Source organism: Bacteroides sp. L008 (assembly GCF_040812255.1).
Taxonomy (GTDB): Bacteria; Bacteroidota; Bacteroidia; order Bacteroidales; family Bacteroidaceae; genus Bacteroides; species Bacteroides vicugnae.
This window is the reverse complement of sequence record NZ_JBFNXO010000001.1, coordinates 3330213-3352559: the sequence shown is the minus strand read 5'-3', so window position 1 is coordinate 3352559 and position 22347 is coordinate 3330213. Positions and strand designations below refer to the sequence as shown.

The window sequence follows — 22347 nt, the reverse complement described above, 5'->3', positions numbered from 1 at the left end:
TTCAAGTATGTGATGAAATCTATTGCTTATCCTCCTTTAATGGATTCCATCCCTGCGCTTTTAATTCGAATTCTTGTCCATCACGAGTAATCAATGCACAGCCAAGTTCGGGCTTGGTAATATGTCCAATGAGACGGACTCCTTCCATTTGTGATACTTTCTCATGATCGGCGATGGAAACAGTAAAGAGTAGTTCATAATCTTCTCCGCCGTTTAAGGCACAGGTTGTAAGATTCATATTAAACTCTTCAGCCATAACAGCCGTCTGATAATCGATTGGAATATGCTCCTCGTAAACGCGGCAACCAGCATTGCTTTGTTTGCAGATATGCATTAGTTCTGATGATAGGCCGTCAGAAATGTCCATCATAGAAGTTGGGACAATATTGGCGGTTGTCAATTGCTCGATGATATCCTTGCGGGCTTCCGGTTTTAACTGGCGTTCCAATAGATATTCTTTGCCGGTGAAATCCGGTTGAATGTCTTTATCGCCTTTTAATACCACTTTTTCACGTTCCAAGAGTTGTAACCCCATATAGGCTGCTCCCAAGTCACCGCTGACACAGATCAGGTCAGTGTCTTTAGCTCCATTACGGTAAACTACTTTATCCTTGTCGGCATCGCCGATACAGGTGATGCTGATAGCAAGACCTGTCAGGGAAGAAGTTGTATCACCTCCCACAATGTCGACATTGTATTGCTGGCAAGCCAGACGGATACCGGAATAAAGTTCATCCATATCTTCCACGCTGAAACGCTTGGAAAGACCAAGAGATACCGTAATCTGCCGGGGAGTACCGTTCATGGCATAAATATCGGAGAAATTAACTACTGCTGATTTATATCCCAAATGTTTCAAGGGAACATAAGTCAGGTCAAAATGCACACCTTCCATAAGCAGGTCGGTTGTTACCAATACTTGCTTTTCTGAAGGGTAGGAGAGAACGGCGGCATCGTCGCCCACTCCATATTTGCTGGATTCGTTTTCCAGTTTGATTCCCTCGGTGAGGCGGTCAATCAGACCAAACTCACCGAGAGATGCTATTTCAGTTCTCATAAATCGGGATGGTTGTTTAGGCACGGTTGATAAGTTCGCGCATGATCGTGGTCATTTTCGGTTGAGCAGCGTCAGCGGCTTTCTGAACTTCTTCGTGTGTTACTTCTACGATTTTTCCTTCTACTCCCAAGTCGGTGATGACGGAAATACCAAATACTTTGATACCACAATGGTTGGCTACGATAACTTCCGGAACGGTAGACATACCAACCGCATCAGCACCAAGGATATGGAATAGCTTATATTCAGCAGGAGTTTCGAAAGTAGGACCTTGCGTACCAATATACACTCCGTGTTGTACTTTAATTCCTTTTTCTTTGGCAATCTCGTCAGCCTTACTAATCAATTCCTTGCTGTATGCTTCGCTCATGTCCGGGAAGCGAGGTCCGTAAGGGATATTTTTTCCGCGAAGCGGGTGTTCGGGGAAATAGTTGATATGGTCAGTGATGATCATCAGGTCACCGATTTCGAAATCTGCATTTGTACCGCCACTGGCATTGGATACAAACAAGGTTTTGATACCTAACTCTCGCATGACACGTACAGGGAAAGTTACTTCTTTCATGGAATAACCTTCGTAATAGTGGAAGCGTCCCTGCATAGCCATGATATCCTTATTGCCTAGTTTGCCGAAAATCAGCTTACCGCTATGACCTTCGACGGTAGATACCGGGAAGTTGGGGATATCCGAATACTTTATTTCATACTTCTCGGTGATTTCGTTTGCCAAACTGCCAAGCCCGGTGCCTAGTATAATGGCAGTTTCCGGACTGGTATGCATCTTACCTTTCAGATAAGCTGCGGTTTCTTGTATTTTCTCTAACATAGTCAATAATATGTTGGTTAAATTTATCTTGTTGATTTTGTAATATTTCAATTTCAATAGGCAAGGCGTAGATAAATGGTTTCAACTCCTTGTCCAAAGCCGGATGGTTAATCAGGCGTGTTGCATCTTTCTCGGTGGTAATAATCAACCGGTGTTCTCCTTTCAGTTTATGAAACCGTTCTTTGATAAGCTGTATATCCCGATGAGTGAAATTGTGGTGATCGTCAAACGATAGTAAATCTATCTGTTTGCTACAACCTTCCAGTCTTTCGAGAATGGGAGCAGGTGAGGCAATTCCCGTCATCAATAATATATCAGTGTTTGCCAGTGAGGACAAAGTAATCTCATGGTTTGCCGGAATGGCATTTGTGTCCGGAGACATGGTAGGGAACACAGGTTGCAGGTTACCATACCGGAACGATGAGAAGAATAACTGTTGATATGGATAAAGATTCAGTCGTTTCGTGATAATGTTGTAATCAATAGGCTTGATGTCTTGCGGGCATTTGGTGACAATAACGATTTGCGCCCGGTTCTTGCCGCTAATTGGTTCACGAAGCCGTCCTGCGGGGAGCAAAGTGTCATCACAGAATAACCGGTGATAATCCGTTAACAGAATACTCAATCCCGGTTTGACGTATCGGTGCTGAAAAGCATCGTCCAATAGGATAACATCTACTGAAGGCTTTTGCAGTGCAAGCAACTTCTCTATGCCATGACAACGCTTTTCGTCGACAGCTACTGTGACAGACGGGAATTTTTGATGCATCTGGTAAGGTTCGTCGCCAATGCTTCTTGCCGTACTTTCCGGAGTTGCCAGTACATAGCCTTTCGTGTGCCGTTTGTATCCCCGGCTTAATACAGCTACCTTATATTGGTTACAAAGAAACTTTATCAGATATTCAGTGTGCGGAGTTTTTCCTGTCCCTCCTACAGCGAGATTACCTACGCTGATGATAGGTATATCAAAGCTCTTTGATTGGAGAACTTCCCAGTCAAAGAGTTTATTTCTCATCATTACCACTGCTCCGTAGAGCCAGGAGGCAGGGTAGAGCCACTTATGTATCTTGATAAAGTGTTCGTCCATGTATTACGGTTTATTTAATATTCAGTTCGAACGGAATACGTGCCTGAATCATGGATTGTTCTTGCAGATTTTTCAGTAAACCGAATTGCTGATAGTACTCTCCTAATTTACTTTTCAGTAATTGTGATTCTACATAATTCGTCGGTTTCGTATCAAGCAGGGAAGACAGGAAATCTTGTTTCTCCGGATAAGACACAACGGTATAACCTTCGATACCAGCTTTTGCAACAGCAATATCCAGTGCCTTGTCAATACCACCTAACTCGTCTACTAATCCCAGTTCTTTAGCAGTTTCTCCAGTCCATACGCGACCTTCAGCAATCTTCTCGATAGCTTCCTTCGTCATGTGACGTCCTTCGGCACAACGAGTTACAAAGGTATCATATCCTTCAGTTATCATCATTTGAAGCAATGATTTCTCATCCTCGTTAAACGGACGCATGATATTTCCGAAATCAGCGTATTTATTCGTTTTTACGACATCATAACTTAAACCGATTTTATCAGTCAATCCTTTCACATTAGGAATCATACCGAAGATTCCGATAGAACCGGTCAGGGTAGTAGGCTCTGCAACAATCGTATCGGCAACGCAAGAGATATAGTAACCTCCTGACGCAGCATAATCACCCATAGAGACAATGACCGGTTTCTTTGTTTTCAGCTCTTTCACAGCATGCCAGATTTGTTCCGAGGCGAAAGCACTTCCACCTGGAGAATTGACACGGAGTACAACAGCTTTCACATCATCATTATCCTTCAATTTGCGCAAGTCACGAATGACTTTCGAACCGACAATCCCATCTTCGGAAGTTGCAGAGCTCGGATAGTCTGTAATCTCACCGGATGCATAATAAACAGCTACGATATTACCGCTTTTATCTTTCGGCACATTTTTCCTTACGTTCATCATGTCGCCCAATCCTAATATAGGAAGATTATCATCTTCATTGATCTCTACCAATTTCTTAAGATAATTGCGCACATCATTGCGATAAATCAGAGTATCAGCCAATCCGCATTTTACACTCTCTTCTGCCGGATAGAACATGAGCATGCGATCTGCATAAACATTCAGTGAGTCTACAGAAATATTACGTGAAGTAGATACCCCTTCCGTAACCTGTCCCCAGATAGAAGTGATAAATGTGGTAACCTGTTCGCGGTTGGCAGGACTCATTTCCGTAGCAATAAACGGCTCTACGGCAGATTTGTAAGTTCCCACCTTGAACACTTGCATCTCAACTCCTATTTTTTGCAGCAGATCTTTGTAGAACAGGGGAGCAGAGGCGATACCCCGCCATTCAATCATTCCTTTGGGATTGAGCAACACCTTATCGGCTGCGCTGGAAAGATAATAAAGTCCCTGCGTATAGGAGTCGGCATAAGCAATAACGAATTTTCCACTTTCTTTGAAGTCGAGCAGTGCGTTACGGATTTCCTGTAAAGAAGCATAGGAGGTGCCTAATGAATTTGCCTGCAGATAAATCCCTTTAATATTTTCGTTTTCTTTAGCCTTCTGGATGGAAGAAAGAATATCGTCCAGTCCGTATGTGTTAGATCCGTCACCCAACAACTGTGATAAAATACCTAGCGGATCTTCTTGCGTACGTTCAACCAACGTTCCGTTTAAGTCGAGCATCATTACAGAATTCTTTTTTACGATTGTTTCTGTGTCCGAAGCAGACATGATGCCAAACAACGTTACCATGCTGATTATAAATAATACAATACTTGACAAAATGATACCTGTCACCGTGGCAAGTGTAAATTTCAAGAAATCTTTCATTATACTTATTGTTTTTTGCGCCAGCTTGTTATTAAGCTAACAAAGATAAATAATTGAGTTGATATTTATTCAATAAGTCGTACGAATTTTTGTTTTATCACAGCGAATCCACATAAAAAGGAACTTCCTCCATTTAAGATTTAAGTATATTTGTCTGTATCAAATCCTTTTAAATGAGAAGAAATCTCTAATTTTGTGGCACAACTATTAATACATTGAATAATACTATCATGAAAAAACTCACGTCTATTCTTTTATTGCTCTTGTTTGTATGGACGGTACAAGCGCAAACTGCTCGTGAAGAGATCCGTGCAAACCGGTATTTATCCGCTAATAATTATTATGCATATCCTACGCCTACTGCCAAGCAGACAGCTGCTCCTAAGGGGTACGAACCTTTTTATATCAGCACATATATGCGTCATGGCTCACGGTATCTGATTGATCCGAATGATTATCGTTTCCCCAAGCAAACTTTATTAAAAGCCGACTCTTTAAACAAACTTACTGCAACAGGTAAAAACACACTGGATATTGTTTTGCGCATGGCTGATATGGCGGAAGGTCGTCTTGGTGAACTGACTTCGGTGGGAGCACGCCAACACAGAGGAATTGCAAAGCGTATGTATACTAATTTCCCACAGATATTTGCTGATGGAACAGAAGTGGATGCCCGTTCCACAGTTGTCATCCGGTGTATTTTATCCATGACATCCGAATGCCTCCAATTGCAGGCGATGAATCCTAATCTATGTATCAAGAATGATGCAAGTTACCATGATATGTATTACATGAATCCTCCTGCCAAGGATTTGAGTAAAATAGCTGGTTCCGATAAAGTGAAAAAGGTTCAGAAAGATTTTGAAGCTACCCATGTACGTCCGCAACGCTTGATGAAAACATTGTTTACAGACGAAGCGTATGTAAAAGCAAATGTTGATGAAGCGCGCCTGATGAGACGTCTTTTTGATTTGGCTTGTAATATGCAGAGTCATGATACAGATATGCAGCTATATTCTCTTTTCACAGATGAAGAGTGTTATGATCTATGGAGTTGTAACAACTTATATTGGTATCTGACACACGCTTGTTCTCCTGTAACGGATGGTTTGATGCCCTATCGGGAAGCCGACTTGTTGCGTAATATTTTAGATAGGGCAGATGCTGCTTTGAAAGAAGGTAAGAACCAGGCCACTTTGAGATTTGGTCATGAGTCTTGTCTGTTACCGTTAGTCGCTTTATTGGAACTGAATCATTATGGAGAATCTTACCCTGATGTAGAAAAGTTATCCGAACAATGGAGAGCGTATGATATTTTCCCGATGGCTAGTAACGTGCAATTCGTCTTTTTCCATAAAAAAGGAAGTAACGATGTATTGGTAAAAGTATTACTTAATGAAAAGGAAACTAAACTACCGGTGAAAACAGACGTAGCTCCTTATTACCACTGGAAAGATGTAGAAAGCTACTATCGTGAAAAATTAGATAAATATCAGCATATATAATGCGACATTAACTTAACATTATTATATTTACCATGAGAAGAAAAACCCCTTTTATGGCTGCAACTCTGGCAGCAGGCTTGTTTTTTTATTCTTCTTGTACTCCGGCTGAAAAGACGGATACAAAAGATTATACTCAATACGTTAATACCTTTATCGGTGGCGCGGACAACGGGCATACATTTCCCGGCGCATGTTATCCTTTCGGTATGATACAAACCAGCCCTGTGACTGGTGCAGTCGGTTGGCGTTACTGTTCTGAATATGTTTATGAGGATTCTCTGGTTTGGGGATTTACACAGACACATCTGAATGGAACAGGCTGTATGGATTTAGGCGATATTCTAGTGATGCCGGTCACGGGTACACGTGTCCGTGCGTGGGATGCTTATCGTAGTCATTTCCCTAAAGACAAAGAAGCGGCTACTCCGGGATATTACACTGCGGAACTTTCCGATCCACAGGTGAAAGCGGAACTGACAGCATCTATCCATGCTGCCCTTCACCGCTATACTTATCATAAAGCTGATTCTGCCTCTATATTGATCGACCTGCAGCATGGTCCTGCATGGAGAGAAGAGCAATATCATTCACAGGTCAACAGTTGCGAAGTAAATTGGGAAGATGCGCAGACACTGACAGGACATGTCAATAATACGGTATGGGTGAATCAGGATTATTTCTTTGTGATGAAATTCAACCGTCCGGTAGTCGATTCGATTTATCTTCCGATGGGAGAAACAGAAAAAGGCAAACGTATTATTGCCTCTTTCGATATGCAACCGGGAGACGAGCTGATGATGAAAGTGGCTCTTTCTACTACCAGTGTTGATGGGGCTAAAAAGAATCTGGAAGCAGAAATTCCTGCCTGGGATTTTGAAGGAGTGAAGACTGCTGCCCATAATGAATGGAATAACTATTTGAGTCGTATTGAAATAGACGGTACGGATGATGAAAAAACTAATTTCTACACTTGTTTCTATCATGCATTGATTCAACCCAATCAGATTTCGGATGTTGACGGTATGTATCGCAATGCCGCTGATTCTATAGTAAAAGCCGGAACGGGTACTTTCTATTCCACGTTCTCTTTGTGGGATACTTATCGTGCCGCTCATCCATTTTATACATTAATGATTCCCGAACGTGTGGATGGCTTTGTTAATTCTCTCATTGAACAAGGTGAAGTGCAAGGCTTCTTACCCATTTGGGGATTGTGGGGGAAGGAGAATTTCTGTATGATTGGTAATCACGGCGTATCAGTTATTGCCGAAGCCTATCGTAAAGGATTCCGCGGTTTTGATGCTGAACGTGCTTTCAATATAATAAAGAAGACGCAGACGGTGTCTCATCCGTTGAAGTCCGATTGGGAAGTTTATACAAAATATGGTTATTTCCCGACAGACCTGATAAAAGCTGAATCTGTATCTTCTACTTTAGAATCGGTATATGATGATTATGCTGCTGCCGATATGGCACGTCGTATGGGTAAAGAGGAAGATGCGGCATATTTTGCAAAACGTGCTGATTATTATAAGAATATGTTCGATCCGCAAACGAAGTTCATGCGTCCGCGCAAGGCTGACGGAACTTGGAAAGCTCCATTTAACCCAAGTGCACTAGGACATTCTGAAAGTATCGGTGGAGATTATACAGAAGGAAATGCATGGCAATATACCTGGCATGTACAACATGATGTACCGGGATTGATCCAGTTGTTTGGCGGTGAAGAGCCTTTCTTGAATAAACTGGATTCTTTGTTTACAGTTCAACTGGAAGGAGAGAGTTTGGCAGATGTTACCGGATTGATTGGGCAGTATGCTCATGGCAATGAGCCAAGTCATCATGTTACTTATTTATATGCACTGGCAGGTCGTCCGGAACGTACACAAGAACTGGTTCGTGAAATATTTGATACTCAATACAAGAACAAACCTGACGGACTTTGTGGGAACGATGATTGCGGACAGATGTCTGCCTGGTATATGCTTAGTGCGATGGGATTCTATCCGGTAGATCCGGTGAGTGCGGAATATGTATTCGGTGCTCCGCAATTACCGAAGATGACTTTGCATTTGGCTGATGGTAAGACTTTCACAATTATTGCAGAGAATCTATCGAAAGAACATAAATATGTAGATAGTATTACATTGAATGGTGAACCATATACGAAGAAAACAATCTCACACGAAGAGATTGTAAAAGGTGGTACACTGGTGTATAAGATGAAGTAAATTCTCAAGTATTCTCACTGTGATGAGAAAAAATTCTCATCACAGTGAGAAACTTTTCTCATTACTATGAGAATTTATTCTCAATATGGTGAGAATAATATCCTTTTTAAAGCATACGGAAACGCCTTTTTGAATCAGTCGGAACCCTCTTTGCTTATTATTGCACAGTCTTGCTCACCTCTATACGTTGCTTTTCAAACTTCTCGCTATTGTTACTACGGTTACTGACTTCTTTGCACTGGATGGGTGCACTCATTTCGAGCAAGCGTAAGATCTCATTCAAAGATTCACCCTCAAAAGTCGCCTTATAGGAATATTTTCCTAATTCGGCATCTTTCAAAATAAACTCCACATTATAAGTTTGCCCCAAACGCTTGAATACATATTCCAGTGGATCGTCTCTAAAAATGAGTACTCCATCTTTCCATGAGCACCATTTGTAAGTATTGGTTTTGTTGACGTTATACAAAGAAGTTACCAGATTATAGTCAATCTTCTCTCCCGGTGAAAGGGAAATTGTTTTTTTCTTGTCAAGAGTTACTGCTACCTTTCCTTTTACTAATGTCACAGCTGTTACATTGTCCGAAGTATATGCGTTCACATTGAATGCTGTGCCGGTAGCTTCTACAGTCAGTTCTTTCGTTTGTACGATGAAAGGATGTTCCTTATCGGATTCTACTTCAAAATAGGCTTCACCTTGCATTGAAACCACTCTTTGCTTATCATTGAATTGAGTAGGATATTTTAGAGAACTTCCGGCATTTAACCAAACCTTAGAGCCGTCGGGCAGATTCACTACCGACCAAGTGCCGTAAGGAGTGAATAACTCCTGATAAGTTTCCGCAATTTGTTGAGCTGGCCTAAAATAAAGATAAGCGGATAATATCAGTAGAGGAAGAAGTAAGATAGCTGCAATTTGCTGCCAGTAGTGCAGGAAAGATAACTTAGGACGGACCGCTGCCGGTTGATTTTGATGAAGAATCTGCTCCATAACTTTTCTGTGCGCGCTGTCCACATCTATCTCTTCCGGATTAAAAGCCGGGTGACTGACTTCCCACACATTCTTTTGTGACAGAAAGCTCCTGTAGTTTTCGGGAGTAGCCGATATCCAATCTTCCAGTACCTTTATTTCTTCTGGTGTAGCCTCTTTCGAGAGATATTTGGAAATTATAATTTCTATGTCTGAATCTTTATTTATCATATGCATTTTACCTTATATATAATAGACGTTTCAGAAAGAAAATCCCACATCCATTAGTGGAAAAGAAAGAAGAGAAGTAGCAAATAAAAATCTTTTAATAAAAAGCGAAGCTGCTTCAATGCCTTGCTGATGCGTACTTCCACTGTTCTGACAGAGATATTGAGGCGATTGGCTATTTCCTGATATTTAATATTTTCTAACCGGCTCATTTCAAATACTTCTCTTTCCTGGGGAGGTAATTGCTCCAATGCATTTTTGAGTTGCCGGCATAAATCGGAGTACAGTATGTAGTTTTCCGTTGTATCTATATCTATAGAGCCCGATTTAAGTTCATAAGCAACGTGTTCATCTATAATCCTGCGATGGCGCAATTCATCCAGACAGTAGTTCCGGACTGCTTTCAGTAAATATGATTTTAGTGAATTCTCAATTTCCAGTGTTTTCCGGTCATTCCATAATTTGAGAAAGATATTCTGTACAATATCCTCGCAGGTAGATTTCTCTGGAATGTAAGTACCGCCAAACAACACCAGATCTTTATAATAGGCATGGAATAATCGGGTAAAAGCCTGTTTATCATCCTTTTTCAGTGCTATTACCAGAAAACGGTCGTCGGAAGTCTGTTGTTGGATATTTGACATAGTATTGTAGTAGAGATTCTATTGTTGGGGGTAAAAATAGAAAGATTATTTGGGATAAACGATAGTTTGATGAAAAAATAGTCAGGATGAAAAAATTATGTGATATGGAATGTGGCTTTTATTTTTAGAAACGTCTTATTGATAGCTACGAGAGAAAAACACATTTATTAACCTTTAAATAATACAAGCCATGGGAAAGACATAATCAGTGAATCTTACTTCCGAAAAAACTGATAAAAAAGGAAGGTCTGACTCACCTTCCTTTCCAAAGATTCAGTTATTCGTTAATCAACTTATTTGTAGAACCAATAACCAAACATGTAAAGGTATGAAACTTATTTCAATTAGAAAAATGAAAAAGAGAATTAATGTACCTGCGAATGTAAAAATGGGGAGAATTTGTGCTATATGGTTGTTTTGTATAGCTCTGCAAGCCGTCAGTATACCTATCCTTGCACAATCCGCCAAAATTACATTACGACTGAAGAACGTGACTGTAGAGGAGGTCTTGACTAGTATCGAAAATCAGACAGAATATCGCTTCCTGTATAACAAAGATATTGTTGATGTTAGCCGTATAGTAAGCATTTCTGTGAAGAATGAACTGATGACTCTGGTACTGGATAAACTTTTTAAAGGCGAAGGAGTATCTTATACGATTGAAAAACGCCAGATTGTATTAAACAAGGTTTCATCTCAACAGCAGGATAACAAGCCGACAGTCAAGGTGACAGGAAAGGTCGTGGACGAATCTGGAGAGACTCTTCCGGGAGTGACTGTGATGATAGAGGGGGTGACTCAAGGAACCATCACCGGTATAGACGGCAATTATCAGTTGCAGGTTCCGGAAGGTTCGACACTGAAATTTACTTCAATAGGTTACACTACATATACGCAGAAAATAACCAGGCCGATGACGTTGAACGTGACGATGAAAGAGGATTCAAAACAATTGGATGAGGTTGTTGTGGTAGGTTATGGAACGACCACCCGTAAGAATCTGACCACTTCTATTGCAACGGTCAAAACAGAAAAAATATCAAGAGCCGCAACAAGCAATATGTCACAGATGCTGCTTGGGCGGGCCGCCGGACTGGAGGCTACATTAACAAGTCCACAACCGGGTGGAGCAGTTGATCTTTCAATTCGTGGTGCAGGAACTCCTATATTTATTGTGGATGGAGTGATGATGCCTTCCACCTCTTTAGAGGTTGGAAACGGAAATCAGGTCATGCCTAATTCGATCAGTCGTTCGGGGTTGGCCGGACTTAATCCTGCTGATATTGAATCTATTGAAGTATTAAAGGATGCCTCTGCCTCCATTTATGGAATTGGCGCGGCCAATGGAGTCGTATTAATCACCACGAAGAAAGGTACTGAAACCCGTCCACAAATCACTTATGAAGGAAATTATTCTATTGTGAAAAACTATCCGTATCTGGAGCCTTTGAGCGGAGAGGAATATATGAATGTTGCTAACATTTTCAATAAAGAAAACTATTTATTTACGAACGGCATGTATCCCTATGGCGATAAACCTTTTGATAATAAATGGGTGCCTCAATTCTCACCTCAACAGATAGCTGCCGCTCAAACAACAGACTGGCTGGATTGTGTGTTGAAAGATGGTAGTATCAATAACCATAACATCACAATTACAGGAGGATCTAAACTTCTGAAATATTACTTGTCCGGAAACTATTATAAACAGGAAGGTACGGTAGAAAACTCTGCAATGGAGCGTTATGCTCTTCGGACGAACATATCTTCACAATTGCTTCCATTTCTTAAGTTGACTGCAATTGTCAATGTAAATGAGAATGAATATACAAACTCAACTTCCGGTGGTGGAGGTGGTGGTAATGGTTATGATGCTATCCAATCGGCATTGACTTATCCTTCTTATTTGCCGATCAGGGATGCGGCAGGAAATCCTACTTTATATTCGAACTATCCCAATCCTGCAGAAATGGTAAAAGTGAGCGACCGCACCAAAACGAGCGGTTATTATCTAAACTTTGCTGCCGATGTGGATATAATCAAGGATATGCTGTCGTTCCGTTTGATGTATGGTATCAATAAGGAGAATGCTAATCGTAACCTTTATATTCCTTCTGATATTTATTTTATGGATATGTATAAATCGAGAGGACATCTGGGATATGTTGAGCGTAGAAACCAAACCATGGAAGGTACGCTGACTTTCAAAAAGCAGTTTGGAGATTTGTTGCGTGTTGATGCCGTAGTGGGTATGGGAAGATATACAAACGATTCAAATGGACTTGAACTTGACTACGAGCAGATTAACGATCACATTGCGGCTGATAAAGTGGAAGCTGCGGAAGGTGCTTTCTATCCGACTTCTTTCAGGGCAGCCGACGAACGTCGTTCTCAATTTGCCAGGGCAAGTGTGGATTTGCTTGACAGGTATGTGGTTGCGGCTACTATCCGCCGGGATGGAACGGACAAATTTTTTCCGGGAAAGAAATATGCCTATTTCCCTTCAGTGTCATTAGCCTGGAAATTATCTAACGAACCGTTTATGAAGCATATATCATGGATTGACCAGTTGAAGATTCGTGGCAGTTATGGACAGACAGGTAATGACAACTTGGGCAGTTCACTTTATGGAACTTTCAGTCTGGCAGCCCAATACATCAAGTTCTCTAACAATTCAGTGACTTATGTACCCTATCTGCTTAGCGGTCCTGATTACCCGAATGTAACTTGGGAAAAGACTACCATGAAGAATATAGGTGTAGACTTTTCTGTGTTGAAGGATAGAATCTGGGGAAGTTTCGATATGTTTCGTAATGATGTGACCAACTTGCTGGGATATGATTCTTCCTCTCCGCTTAGTATGACATCTTCCGTCCCGATGAATTATGGACATTATGTACGTTATGGATGGGATGCAACTATCAATTCACTAAACTATGAAATCCCCCGTGTGTTTAAGTGGACGTCACAATTGACCTTATCACATCATAATGCCGTTTGGAAAGAACGGATGCCCAATTATTATTATGAAGAATATCGAATCCGTAAAAACGAGCCGGTGAATGCTTATTACTATTATGAAACGGAAGGCATAATCAATATAGATAAAAGCAATATGCCCGAATCGCAGAAATCTTTACCGGCAGATGCGCAACAACCCGGCTATCCGATTATAAAGGACGCGAATGGGGATAATAAAATAACGATTGATGATGTAAAGATGCGGAATACACTTCCGAAAATTCACATCGGATTTGGAAACACATTTGTGTACAAGGATTTCGATCTGGATATATTTATGTATGGACAATTCGGGCGTACACGTTATAATTATGCATATCGTTGGGCGCTTGTCGGAGATGTGTATTACACAAGCCCGAAGAACTCGAACAAATATGTATATACTATCTGGAACTCTCAAACGAACCAGAATGGAAACCGGCGTGGTATTGCTTCGACAAAGGCTGTCGCTTTGCCCGGTAACGTAGGGTTTGAAGAAGATTATCAGAATGCTTCGTTCGTACGTGTCAGGAATATTACTCTAGGATATAATCTCTCGGGGAAGAAGCTGGGAAGAATAGGTGATTATGTAAGTTCTATCCGTGTTTTTATTGATTGTCAGAATCCGTTGACTTTTACCAAGTTTGTTGGGGTCGATCCTGAAATAAAGACGGGTGGCGACGGCTCCAAGGCGGAATATCCGATGACAAGAACATACTCCTTCGGAGCAAAAATATGTTTTTAAGAGAACCTGTAACGAAAGAAAAAATTGAAAATATGAGCAAGAATAAATTATTTAAAGTATTTATCATGATTGCATTTATCATGTGCAGTTGTGAGGATAATTTTGATCCGAAGATGTATGGCACATTGAATGTTTCTAATTATCCGGTGACTGAAGCCGAATACGAATCATTTATGATGACCTGCTATATGCCTTTTACTACTACATGGACCTATTGGATTGGTGCCGGTACGAGTGGCAACCAGCATGGTTGGTATATACCTGCCGGAGGCGTACTGAAATTCTTTGATTATCCGACCGATGAGATGGCGGTGTGGAATAATGGTTGGGGAGGTGGATACTACTTCCTTTCCAAAGCCGATTTCAGTCAGTGTGTCTATTATACGAGTGGTACGTTAAGTGACGAAAGGCCGAATCATTTTCCGAAAGTAAGTGAGATTTCCTACTTCACCAATGTGATTGGAACTTTGGAGAAGGCTTCTACCGAGGTCGTTTCCGAGGAACGTAAAAGGGAGTTTATTGCCGAAGCCCGTCTTTGCCGGGGATTGATGATGTATTATTTATTGCATGTATATGGACCTGTTCCTTTGATTGTTGATCCGAACGATCTGATTAATCCTTCAAAACTGGAGAATCTGGTACGTCCGACATTGCAGCAAATGACGGAATGGATTATGGCTGATTTTGATTATGCTTATCAGTATATTGCAGATACTCAGCCGGAACAAGGACGTTACAATAAGGACTATGCACGTGTGTGCATCATGCGGCATTGCTTGAATGAAGGTTATTATATGTCCGGTTATTATCAGAAAGCGATTGATATGTATAGCGAGTTGAAGGGGCGGTATAGCCTTTTCAAAAAAGGAGATAATCCTTATATCGAGCAATTTAAAAATGCCAATAATTTCAATTCGGAAGTGATTATGGCTGTCAGTTGTGATGAAACGGCGGATGGTACGAATAAGTCCGGTAATTTTAATCCGCTGATGATGCTCGCTACTCCTGATAATGCGGCGAGAGTGGACGATCAGGGAAATCCCACTCCTTTTTATCTGCAAGGGCAGGGATGGGGACAAACCTTTAACGTGTCTCCGAAATTCTGGGATACGTATGATCCTTCGGATAAGCGTCGTGATGTCATCCTGACTAAATATTATACGACAGCCGGAACTTGGATTGACCGGAATACAACCACATGGGACGGATTTATAATTAATAAATTCCCGGTTGAAACGGCTACGGCTTTTCAGGGGACTGATATACCGTTGGCCCGTTGGGCGGATGTCTTGTTGATGTATGCGGAAGCTGAAGTTCGTAAAAACAATGCTGCTCCGTCTGCTGACGCTGTTGCTGCAGTGAATGAAGTGCGTAAACGCGCCGGACTGGATGATCTTCCGGCATCGGCAACAGCTAGTGCCGAAGCTTTCCTGGATGCTTTACTTACCGAAAGAGGACATGAAATGTTGTATGAAGGAATGCGTAAAATAGACCTCATCCGGTTTAATCAATATGCACAGCGTACGGTGAAGATAAAAGGAGTGGCTCCTACACATCAATATGTGCCTATTCCCAATTATGCGGTTCAGCAAGCTTCGGAATCTTATGGAAAAGTGTTGGTACAGACATTTGAGCGTGAGGGATGGAAAGCAGATCTTGCGGCAGCTCGCAATTAATGTCGTCATTCATGATTGTTAAACTAGAGATCTTAAGAAAAATGAAAAAGATATACGTACTATTCATATCATCGTTACTGCTCTTTTCGTGTGCAAAAGATGATATTAGTAAGCCAAGTGAATGGCCGGAGTGGCCTACGCCTTCAAAACCTAAAATAGAAAATGCTGTATTGCGGGGAGTGAATGGTGAAACGGTTGTGGCGGCTGGTGATAAAGTTAAATTCACCGCACAGATAAGTGATGAGTATAATGATCTGGTTTCATTCCAATTACTGGTAACAATGGATGGAGCCGAGATTTTGAACTTGTCCAAGGGATTGAGCGGACGTTCTGCAGTTATTGAAGAGGAAGCAACTTTGCCCTTTGTTGCCGGTTTTCAGAACGGACGTCCTGTGGTAACCATCAAAGCTGTAAATGATTTAGGAGGCAATGAATCGACCCTGACCTTGGATGAGGCCGCAAGTGTGGCGGTGACCCGTCCGGAAACACCTTCCAAATTATACCTTGTTGATGATTTGGGAAATGTGTATGAAATGGACAAGGAGAATCAGAATGAAACGGATTATAGTTTCCGGACGAGTGCAGCGGATTTGACTGGAATTGGAGACCATTTTAAAGTTGCCGAAAAGATAGTAAACAATAAACCTGATTATTCCGGTTTGGTATGGGGGTATTCGGACAATAAGATTTCGATTGTGACTGATGATACAGCTACTTCGATTCCGACTCCTAAGGTGGGGAGTTATATATTGGAGAATATCACTTTTGATATGTTGAATTTCTCGACCGATAAGACACTGGCATATAGCATTGATATTGACAAGTCCCGGTTCTTTGATGTGGGAGGCGGATATATTCAGTTGGATATTGAATTGGTAGAGAGTGCCAAGATTAATTTTATAGGTTTTGGCAGTGATGTCACCAATATGCTCCGGCCCGAATTTTTTAAAGATGTTTCAGGGAGTAAAGCAAAATTCGATGGTCCGTCGGTACTTTATAACTTGAAATATAATACATCAAATGGTTTCATGTATATGGAACGGCCGCGGGATGTTTTCTATCCGGAGGTGATGTATATTCTTGGTACTGGAGTTGGCTTTCCACGTGAACCTTATGTGGCTACGCTTGCTTGGGACTTCGCATATCCTCACCAATGGTTCTTCTTTAAAAAGGTCGGTGCAAGTACTTTTGAAGCAGTCGTATACATTGACCAAACGATGGGATTTAAATTTTATAGAGGATATGGTTGGGCACAAGAGGAGGATACAAAGGATTTATATACAGTGGAGCCTGTTAACTTGATAACAAGAAATGCTCCCGGTGATCTGATTCCGGGTCCTGATTTTAAAGCCGGACTTTATACGATACATATTGATAAAGCCAAAGAAGTGATACGATTGACTCCTTATAATTAAGAGAGAATCAATATTAATAGTCTTTAATTTAATATTCAATAGAATTATGTATATATCAATGAAAGCATATAGTAAGAAGTTGTTGGTTGCATTCTTTTTTTCGATGTTGCCAATGGTATTGATGTCTTGTTCGATGGATCCGGAGAAAGCCTCTTTCTCTATTTCCGGGGATTTGGGGAAGTTGCAGATCAGCAATGACGGGTTTACGGAAGTTTATTCGATAAAGTCTAATACGGAGTGGAAATTTGTTAACGAGACCGATCAGTCTTGGGCTACCATTTCTCCGGTTAAAGGGAGCGGGAACGGAAAAGTGACAATTACTGCAAGTGCGAATGCGGGAGCCGGACGTACGGCTGTATTTCGTGTGGTACCTAATGGGGTGAAGACACAGGAAATAGAGATTGTTCAGGGCAACTCCTATATCCCTACAACTGATGGGGAGTTCCCGATTATAGCATGGACTGGGGTGGAAGCGGACAAGTCGTTGGAGAAATTTCCGGTAATGAAAGCATCCGGCATTAATATTTATCTGGGATGGTATGATGATTTGGAGACAACATTGAAGGCGCTTGACGCTGCACAGAAAACCGGAGTGAAAATGATAACTTCTTGTAAAGACCTTTTGTCTGTTGCTACTGCTGAAGAGGTTGTAAAAGCAATGATGAACCATCCGGCTTTGTATGCCTATCATTTGAAGGATGAACCGGAAGTGAATGATTTGCCGGGCTTGGGCGAATTGGTGAAGAAGATTAAAACCATCGACAGTCATCATCCTTGTTATATAAATCTGTACCCCAACTGGGCCTGGGGAAAAGAACTTTATTCTGAAAATGTAAAGTCGTTTATAGAGCAGGTGCCTGTACCGTTTATATCCTTTGACAATTATCCTATTGTATCTATAAATGGTGCTCCCAGCATTGTCCGCCCGGACTGGTATCGGAATTTGGAAGAAATATCAGCGGCTGCCAAAGAGAGTAATAAACCTTTTTGGGCGTTTGCACTTGCGCTTTCCCATAAACTGGATGAAACTCATTTTTATAAAATACCGACATTGCCCGAGTTGAGATTACAAGTTTTCAGCGATCTGGCTTACGGTGCACAGGCAATCCAGTATTTTACTTATCGCGGACTTCAACATGATGAGCCGACCGAAGTATATGATTTGGTCAAGACTGTCAATCAGGAGGTGCAACAGCTTGCAGGTATATTCTTGGGAGCGCAGGTTATTTCAGTGTCTCATACCGGAAGTGAAATACCGGAAGGAACTACAGTGTTGGGAAGTTTGCCGGCCCCTATAAAATCATTGACAACGAGTGATACGGGTGCTGTTGTTTCTGTATTGGAGAAAGATAATAACCAGTATCTTGTAGTTGTAAATAAGGATTTTCGTAATGTGATGAATCTGGCAATTGATGTGGACGGTTCTGTAAGCAGAGTGCTGAAGGATGGTTCAACTGTAAGTCCGGACGGTTCTACGATAGTGGTTGAACCGGGGGATATGGTCATATTTACATGGAGAAAATGAATAAAGGTTTCTAATTAGATAAAGTAAAATTCGATTATGAAAAAGATATTACTCTCGTTTTTTATTGGCATTATGTTAATTGCCTGCAGTCAGAAAACAGTCTCAGTTCGTGAAGTCTGGACAAAAGAGCAGGCTAATGGATGGTATCAACAATGGGGATGGCTCCGTGGGTGTGATTTTATTCCGAGCACGGCAATCAACCAATTGGAGATGTGGCAGGCTGATACTTTTGATCCGGTGACTATTGACCGTGAACTAGGCTGGGCAGAAGACATCGGAATGAATTGTATGCGTGTATATTTGCACCATCTGGCTTGGGAAACGGATCAGGAAGGTTTTAAGAAACGTCTTAATGAATACCTTACTATTGCCGATAAGCATCATATCTCTACCATCTTTGTCTTTTTGGATGATTGCTGGAATCCTACTTATCAGGCAGGAAAACAACCGGAACCACAACCGGGAGTACATAATTCGGGATGGGCGCGTGATCCGGGGGATCTGTATTATAAAGGTGATACGGCAGTGATACTTCCGGTCTTGGAGAATTATGTGAAAGACATTCTTACCACCTTTAAGGATGATAAGAGAATTGTGTTGTGGGATCTATATAATGAGCCCGGTGGTTCGGGTGGATATAGATACGGTGAAAGAAGTCTGCCGTTATTGCAGAAGATATTTACGTGGGGACGAACGGTTAACCCGTCGCAACCTTTGTCGGCCGGAGTCTGGGATATGAGTTTGACTAATTTGAATAAGTTTCAGTTGGAAAATTCGGACGTGATAACCTATCACACATATGAAGGTTTGGATTCGCATCGACAGCTCATTGACACGTTGAAGCAATATGGGCGTCCGATGATTTGCACGGAATATATGGCACGTACTCAAAACAGTACTTTTCAGGATATCATGCCAATGCTGAAGAAAGAAAATATTGGTGCAATCAACTGGGGACTTGTAGCCGGAAAGACAAATACAATCTTTGCATGGGATACTCCGTTGCCTGACGTAGCTGAACCGTCCTTGTGGTTCCATGATATTTTCCGTGGCGATGGGACACCTTATTCAATAGAAGAAGTGGAATGTATTCGTTCATTAACAAAATAATTCCCTTATGATAACTATGAGGAATATATGGATAATGATGTTGGGGATATGCTTGTTTGGTTGTGGGGCTGGTAAACAGCCCCCTTCCTCACAGCTCTCTTTAACATGGAAACTGGAAAAAGATAGTGTGGAAGCCAGATATTTTAAGAATACATTCTGTTTGACGAATAACGGGAATAAAGCTCTGGCTGATAATTGGGTGATCTATTTTAATCAGACGCCAATTTATTATCAACAACCTGTTAATGCACCGTTGGAAATTGAATGTATCGGTTCGACTTACTATAAAATGTATCCTACTGAACACTATCAGGCGTTGGCACCGGGTGAAACACTCTCTTTTACTATAATGAGTGAAGGAAATGTGATTAATGTGTCTTCGGTTCCTGAAGGGGCTTATATTGTAGCTACCGATGAAAAAGGGAAAATGTTGCAGCCGCAAAATATTCCGATTGAGATCGGGCTTTTTAGACCCGATGCTCAATGGATTAGTTCGAAGAACAGTTTTCCCTATGCAGATGGAAATTATTTGTATAAGCAGAATGATGATTTCAGCAAGCCTGTAGATTGTGATATACTTTCTCTCTTTCCTACTCCTAAAAAAGTAGAGAAGACGGGTGGTGTTTCTACTTTCTCTCCAAAGGTCGGTCTGAAGTTTGACGGTGTATTTAAAGAAGAAGCTCTTTTGTTGAAAAAGCAATTGACTTCACTGTTTGGATGTATCGTTTCTGACAAAGATGAAGAAACAATCATTGAATTGAAGAAAACAGAGCTTCCTGCCACCTGCCAGTATCCCGATGAGTATTACGAAATTGTGATAAAGAATAATCTGCTGACTTTGAAAGCTAATGATGCGCATGGCATATTTAATGCTGGCCAGACATTGGTTGCTTTATTGGATAACATGAAACTAGCTTCCTCTCCGCTTCCTAATCTTCATATTACCGATTATCCGGACATGGGACATCGGGGAATCATGCTGGATGTAGCCCGCAATTTTACAAAGAAGACGGATTTACTGAAACTGATAGATATATTGTCATTCTATAAAATGAATGTACTGCACCTGCATTTGAGTGATGATGAGGCTTGGCGTGTGGAAATACCCGGATTGGAGGAATTGACAGCAACAGCTTCTCTCAGAGGACATACCACAGATGAACAGACATGTCTTTATCCTGCATATGCCTGGGGATGGAATGAGGCAGATACCACCTCATTGGCTAATGGGTATTATTCCCGCAGTGACTTTATGGATATTTTGAAATATGCAAAAGAAAGGCATATCAGGATTATTCCTGAAATAGATATTCCCGGCCATTCACGGGCAGCAATAAAAGCCATGAATGCCCGTCACCGGAAATATATGGGTAAGGATCAGTCGAAAGCGGAAGAATATCTTTTGATTGACTTTGCAGATACTTCCCAATATCTATCGGCACAAAATTTCACAGATAATGTCATTAATGTCGCAATGCCTTCTACATACCGTTTTCTTGAAAAAGTGATTGATGAAATCGGGCGGATGTATCAGGATGCGGGAGTAGAATTGCCTGCTTTCCATGTAGGTGGTGATGAAGTGCCGGAAGGTATTTGGGAAGGTTCCGCTATCTGCCGTACTTTTATGAAAGAACATGGACTGACTAAGATACGGGATTTGAAAGATTATTTTCTGGAGCAAATTCTGGAAATGTTGGATAAACGTAATATACAGGCGGTTGGATGGCAGGATATTGTTATGAATCCGGATAACACCGTGAATGAACACTTCAGAAATAGTAAGGTCTTGAATTATTGCTGGAATACAATTCCGGAACAAGGTGGGGATGAAGTTCCGTATAAGTTAGCAAATGCGGGCTATCCTATTATACTCTGTAATGTGGGTAATTTCTATTTGGATATGGCCTATTGTTATCATGTGGAAGAGCCGGGATTGCGTTGGGGCGGTTACGTAGATGAGTATGTAACGTTTGATATGTTGCCTTTTGATATTTATAAGTCTTTACGGCGGAATTTGAAGGGTGAACCTGTGGATGTAAAAACTGCCTCAAACGGTAAACAACCCTTGACAAAAGAAGGCTGTCAGAATATTAAAGGTTTGTCCGGACAAATCTGGTCGGAGACAATCCGTAGTTTTGAACAGATAGAATATTATCTTTTCCCGAAAGTCTTCGGGCTGGCAGAGCGCGCTTGGAATGCTCAACCATCGTGGGCATTATCTTCGGACAACAAGATATATATGGATGCCAAACGGAAATATAATGCCGGTATTGTAAATTATGAATTGCCTCGTCTGGCAAAGCGGGGAATTAATTTCCGGATATCTCCTCCCGGTATTATTGTAAGGGATGGATTATTACTGGCTAATACAACCAATCCAAATGTGGTAATCCGGTATACCACTGACGGTAATGAGCCTAATGAAAATTCTGTAGTATGGAAAGAACCGATAAAATGCGATGCTCCATTGATAAAGGCTAAAGCTTTTTGTTTAGGGAAAGAAAGCGTAACAATTGTATTGATAAATAAATGATATCTG

Annotated in this window: 14 protein-coding genes; 8 read left to right on the top strand and 6 right to left on the bottom strand. The window is 41.3% G+C overall.

Annotation, left to right across the window (positions count from 1 at the left end):
• Positions 1-19 precede the first annotated feature (19 nt).
• Genes thiL through sppA form a run of 4 tightly spaced genes read right to left on the bottom strand, consistent with a single transcriptional unit; the run spans position 20 to position 4759 of the window.
• Positions 20-1057, bottom strand: coding sequence for a thiamine-phosphate kinase (gene thiL / locus AB3G73_RS13400; RefSeq protein WP_367745111.1), 1038 nt, complete (start codon positions 1055-1057; stop codon positions 20-22).
• Positions 1058-1073: 16 nt separating this feature from the next.
• Positions 1074-1883 (bottom strand): purine-nucleoside phosphorylase, encoded by an 810-nt coding sequence (locus AB3G73_RS13395; protein ID WP_004327187.1) that lies wholly within the window; start codon positions 1881-1883, stop codon positions 1074-1076.
• Positions 1840-2970, bottom strand: coding sequence for a tetraacyldisaccharide 4'-kinase (lpxK, locus tag AB3G73_RS13390; protein WP_148367140.1), 1131 nt, complete (start codon positions 2968-2970; stop codon positions 1840-1842). The genes AB3G73_RS13395 and lpxK overlap by 44 nt, the downstream gene beginning before the upstream one ends.
• Positions 2971-2980: 10 nt before the next feature.
• Positions 2981-4759 (bottom strand): signal peptide peptidase SppA, encoded by a 1779-nt coding sequence (gene sppA / locus AB3G73_RS13385; RefSeq protein WP_074558579.1) that lies wholly within the window; start codon positions 4757-4759, stop codon positions 2981-2983.
• 230 nt (positions 4760-4989) lie between these two features.
• Here sppA and AB3G73_RS13380 point away from each other — a divergent pair, with 230 nt between their 5' ends.
• Together AB3G73_RS13380 and AB3G73_RS13375 are read left to right on the top strand one after the other, a co-directional pair.
• Positions 4990-6264, top strand: coding sequence for a histidine-type phosphatase (locus AB3G73_RS13380; protein ID WP_148367142.1), 1275 nt, complete (start codon positions 4990-4992; stop codon positions 6262-6264).
• A gap of 32 nt (positions 6265-6296) precedes the next feature.
• Entirely contained in the window at positions 6297-8495 is a 2199-nt protein-coding gene (locus AB3G73_RS13375) for a GH92 family glycosyl hydrolase (RefSeq protein ID WP_195650400.1), read from the top strand.
• Between the two features lie 157 nt (positions 8496-8652).
• Here AB3G73_RS13375 and AB3G73_RS13370 read toward each other — a convergent pair whose 3' ends face one another.
• Together AB3G73_RS13370 and AB3G73_RS13365 are read right to left on the bottom strand one after the other, a co-directional pair.
• Entirely contained in the window at positions 8653-9696 is a 1044-nt protein-coding gene (locus tag AB3G73_RS13370) for a FecR family protein (RefSeq protein ID WP_234133835.1), read from the bottom strand.
• A gap of 53 nt (positions 9697-9749) precedes the next feature.
• Complete coding sequence (locus AB3G73_RS13365) at positions 9750-10337, bottom strand: RNA polymerase sigma-70 factor (protein WP_148367145.1); 588 nt, start codon at positions 10335-10337, stop codon at positions 9750-9752.
• Positions 10338-10665: 328 nt separating this feature from the next.
• On the opposite strand from AB3G73_RS13365, the gene AB3G73_RS13360 reads away from it, so the two are divergent.
• Genes AB3G73_RS13360 through AB3G73_RS13335 form a run of 6 tightly spaced genes read left to right on the top strand, consistent with a single transcriptional unit; the run spans position 10666 to position 22341 of the window.
• Positions 10666-14082: a SusC/RagA family TonB-linked outer membrane protein gene (locus AB3G73_RS13360; protein WP_148367146.1), complete on the top strand. Its 3417-nt coding sequence runs from the start codon at positions 10666-10668 to the stop codon at positions 14080-14082.
• A 32-nt stretch (positions 14083-14114) separates the two neighbouring features.
• The gene (locus AB3G73_RS13355; RefSeq protein ID WP_367745110.1) at positions 14115-15758 is read left to right on the top strand and encodes a RagB/SusD family nutrient uptake outer membrane protein; all 1644 of its coding nucleotides are present in this window, start codon (positions 14115-14117) and stop codon (positions 15756-15758) included.
• Positions 15758-17173, top strand: a complete 1416-nt coding sequence (locus AB3G73_RS13350; protein ID WP_258981852.1) for a DUF5125 domain-containing protein — start codon at positions 15758-15760, stop codon at positions 17171-17173. The genes AB3G73_RS13355 and AB3G73_RS13350 overlap by 1 nt, the downstream gene beginning before the upstream one ends.
• Before the next feature lie 46 nt (positions 17174-17219).
• The gene (locus AB3G73_RS13345; RefSeq protein WP_148367148.1) at positions 17220-18698 is read left to right on the top strand and encodes a BACON domain-containing carbohydrate-binding protein; all 1479 of its coding nucleotides are present in this window, start codon (positions 17220-17222) and stop codon (positions 18696-18698) included.
• A 36-nt stretch (positions 18699-18734) separates the two neighbouring features.
• Positions 18735-19808, top strand: coding sequence for a cellulase family glycosylhydrolase (locus AB3G73_RS13340; protein ID WP_367745109.1), 1074 nt, complete (start codon positions 18735-18737; stop codon positions 19806-19808).
• Between the two features lie 7 nt (positions 19809-19815).
• A complete protein-coding gene (locus tag AB3G73_RS13335; protein ID WP_148367150.1) occupies positions 19816-22341 on the top strand; it encodes a family 20 glycosylhydrolase in 2526 nt (841 codons plus the stop codon).
• Positions 22342-22347: the final 6 nt, after the last annotated feature.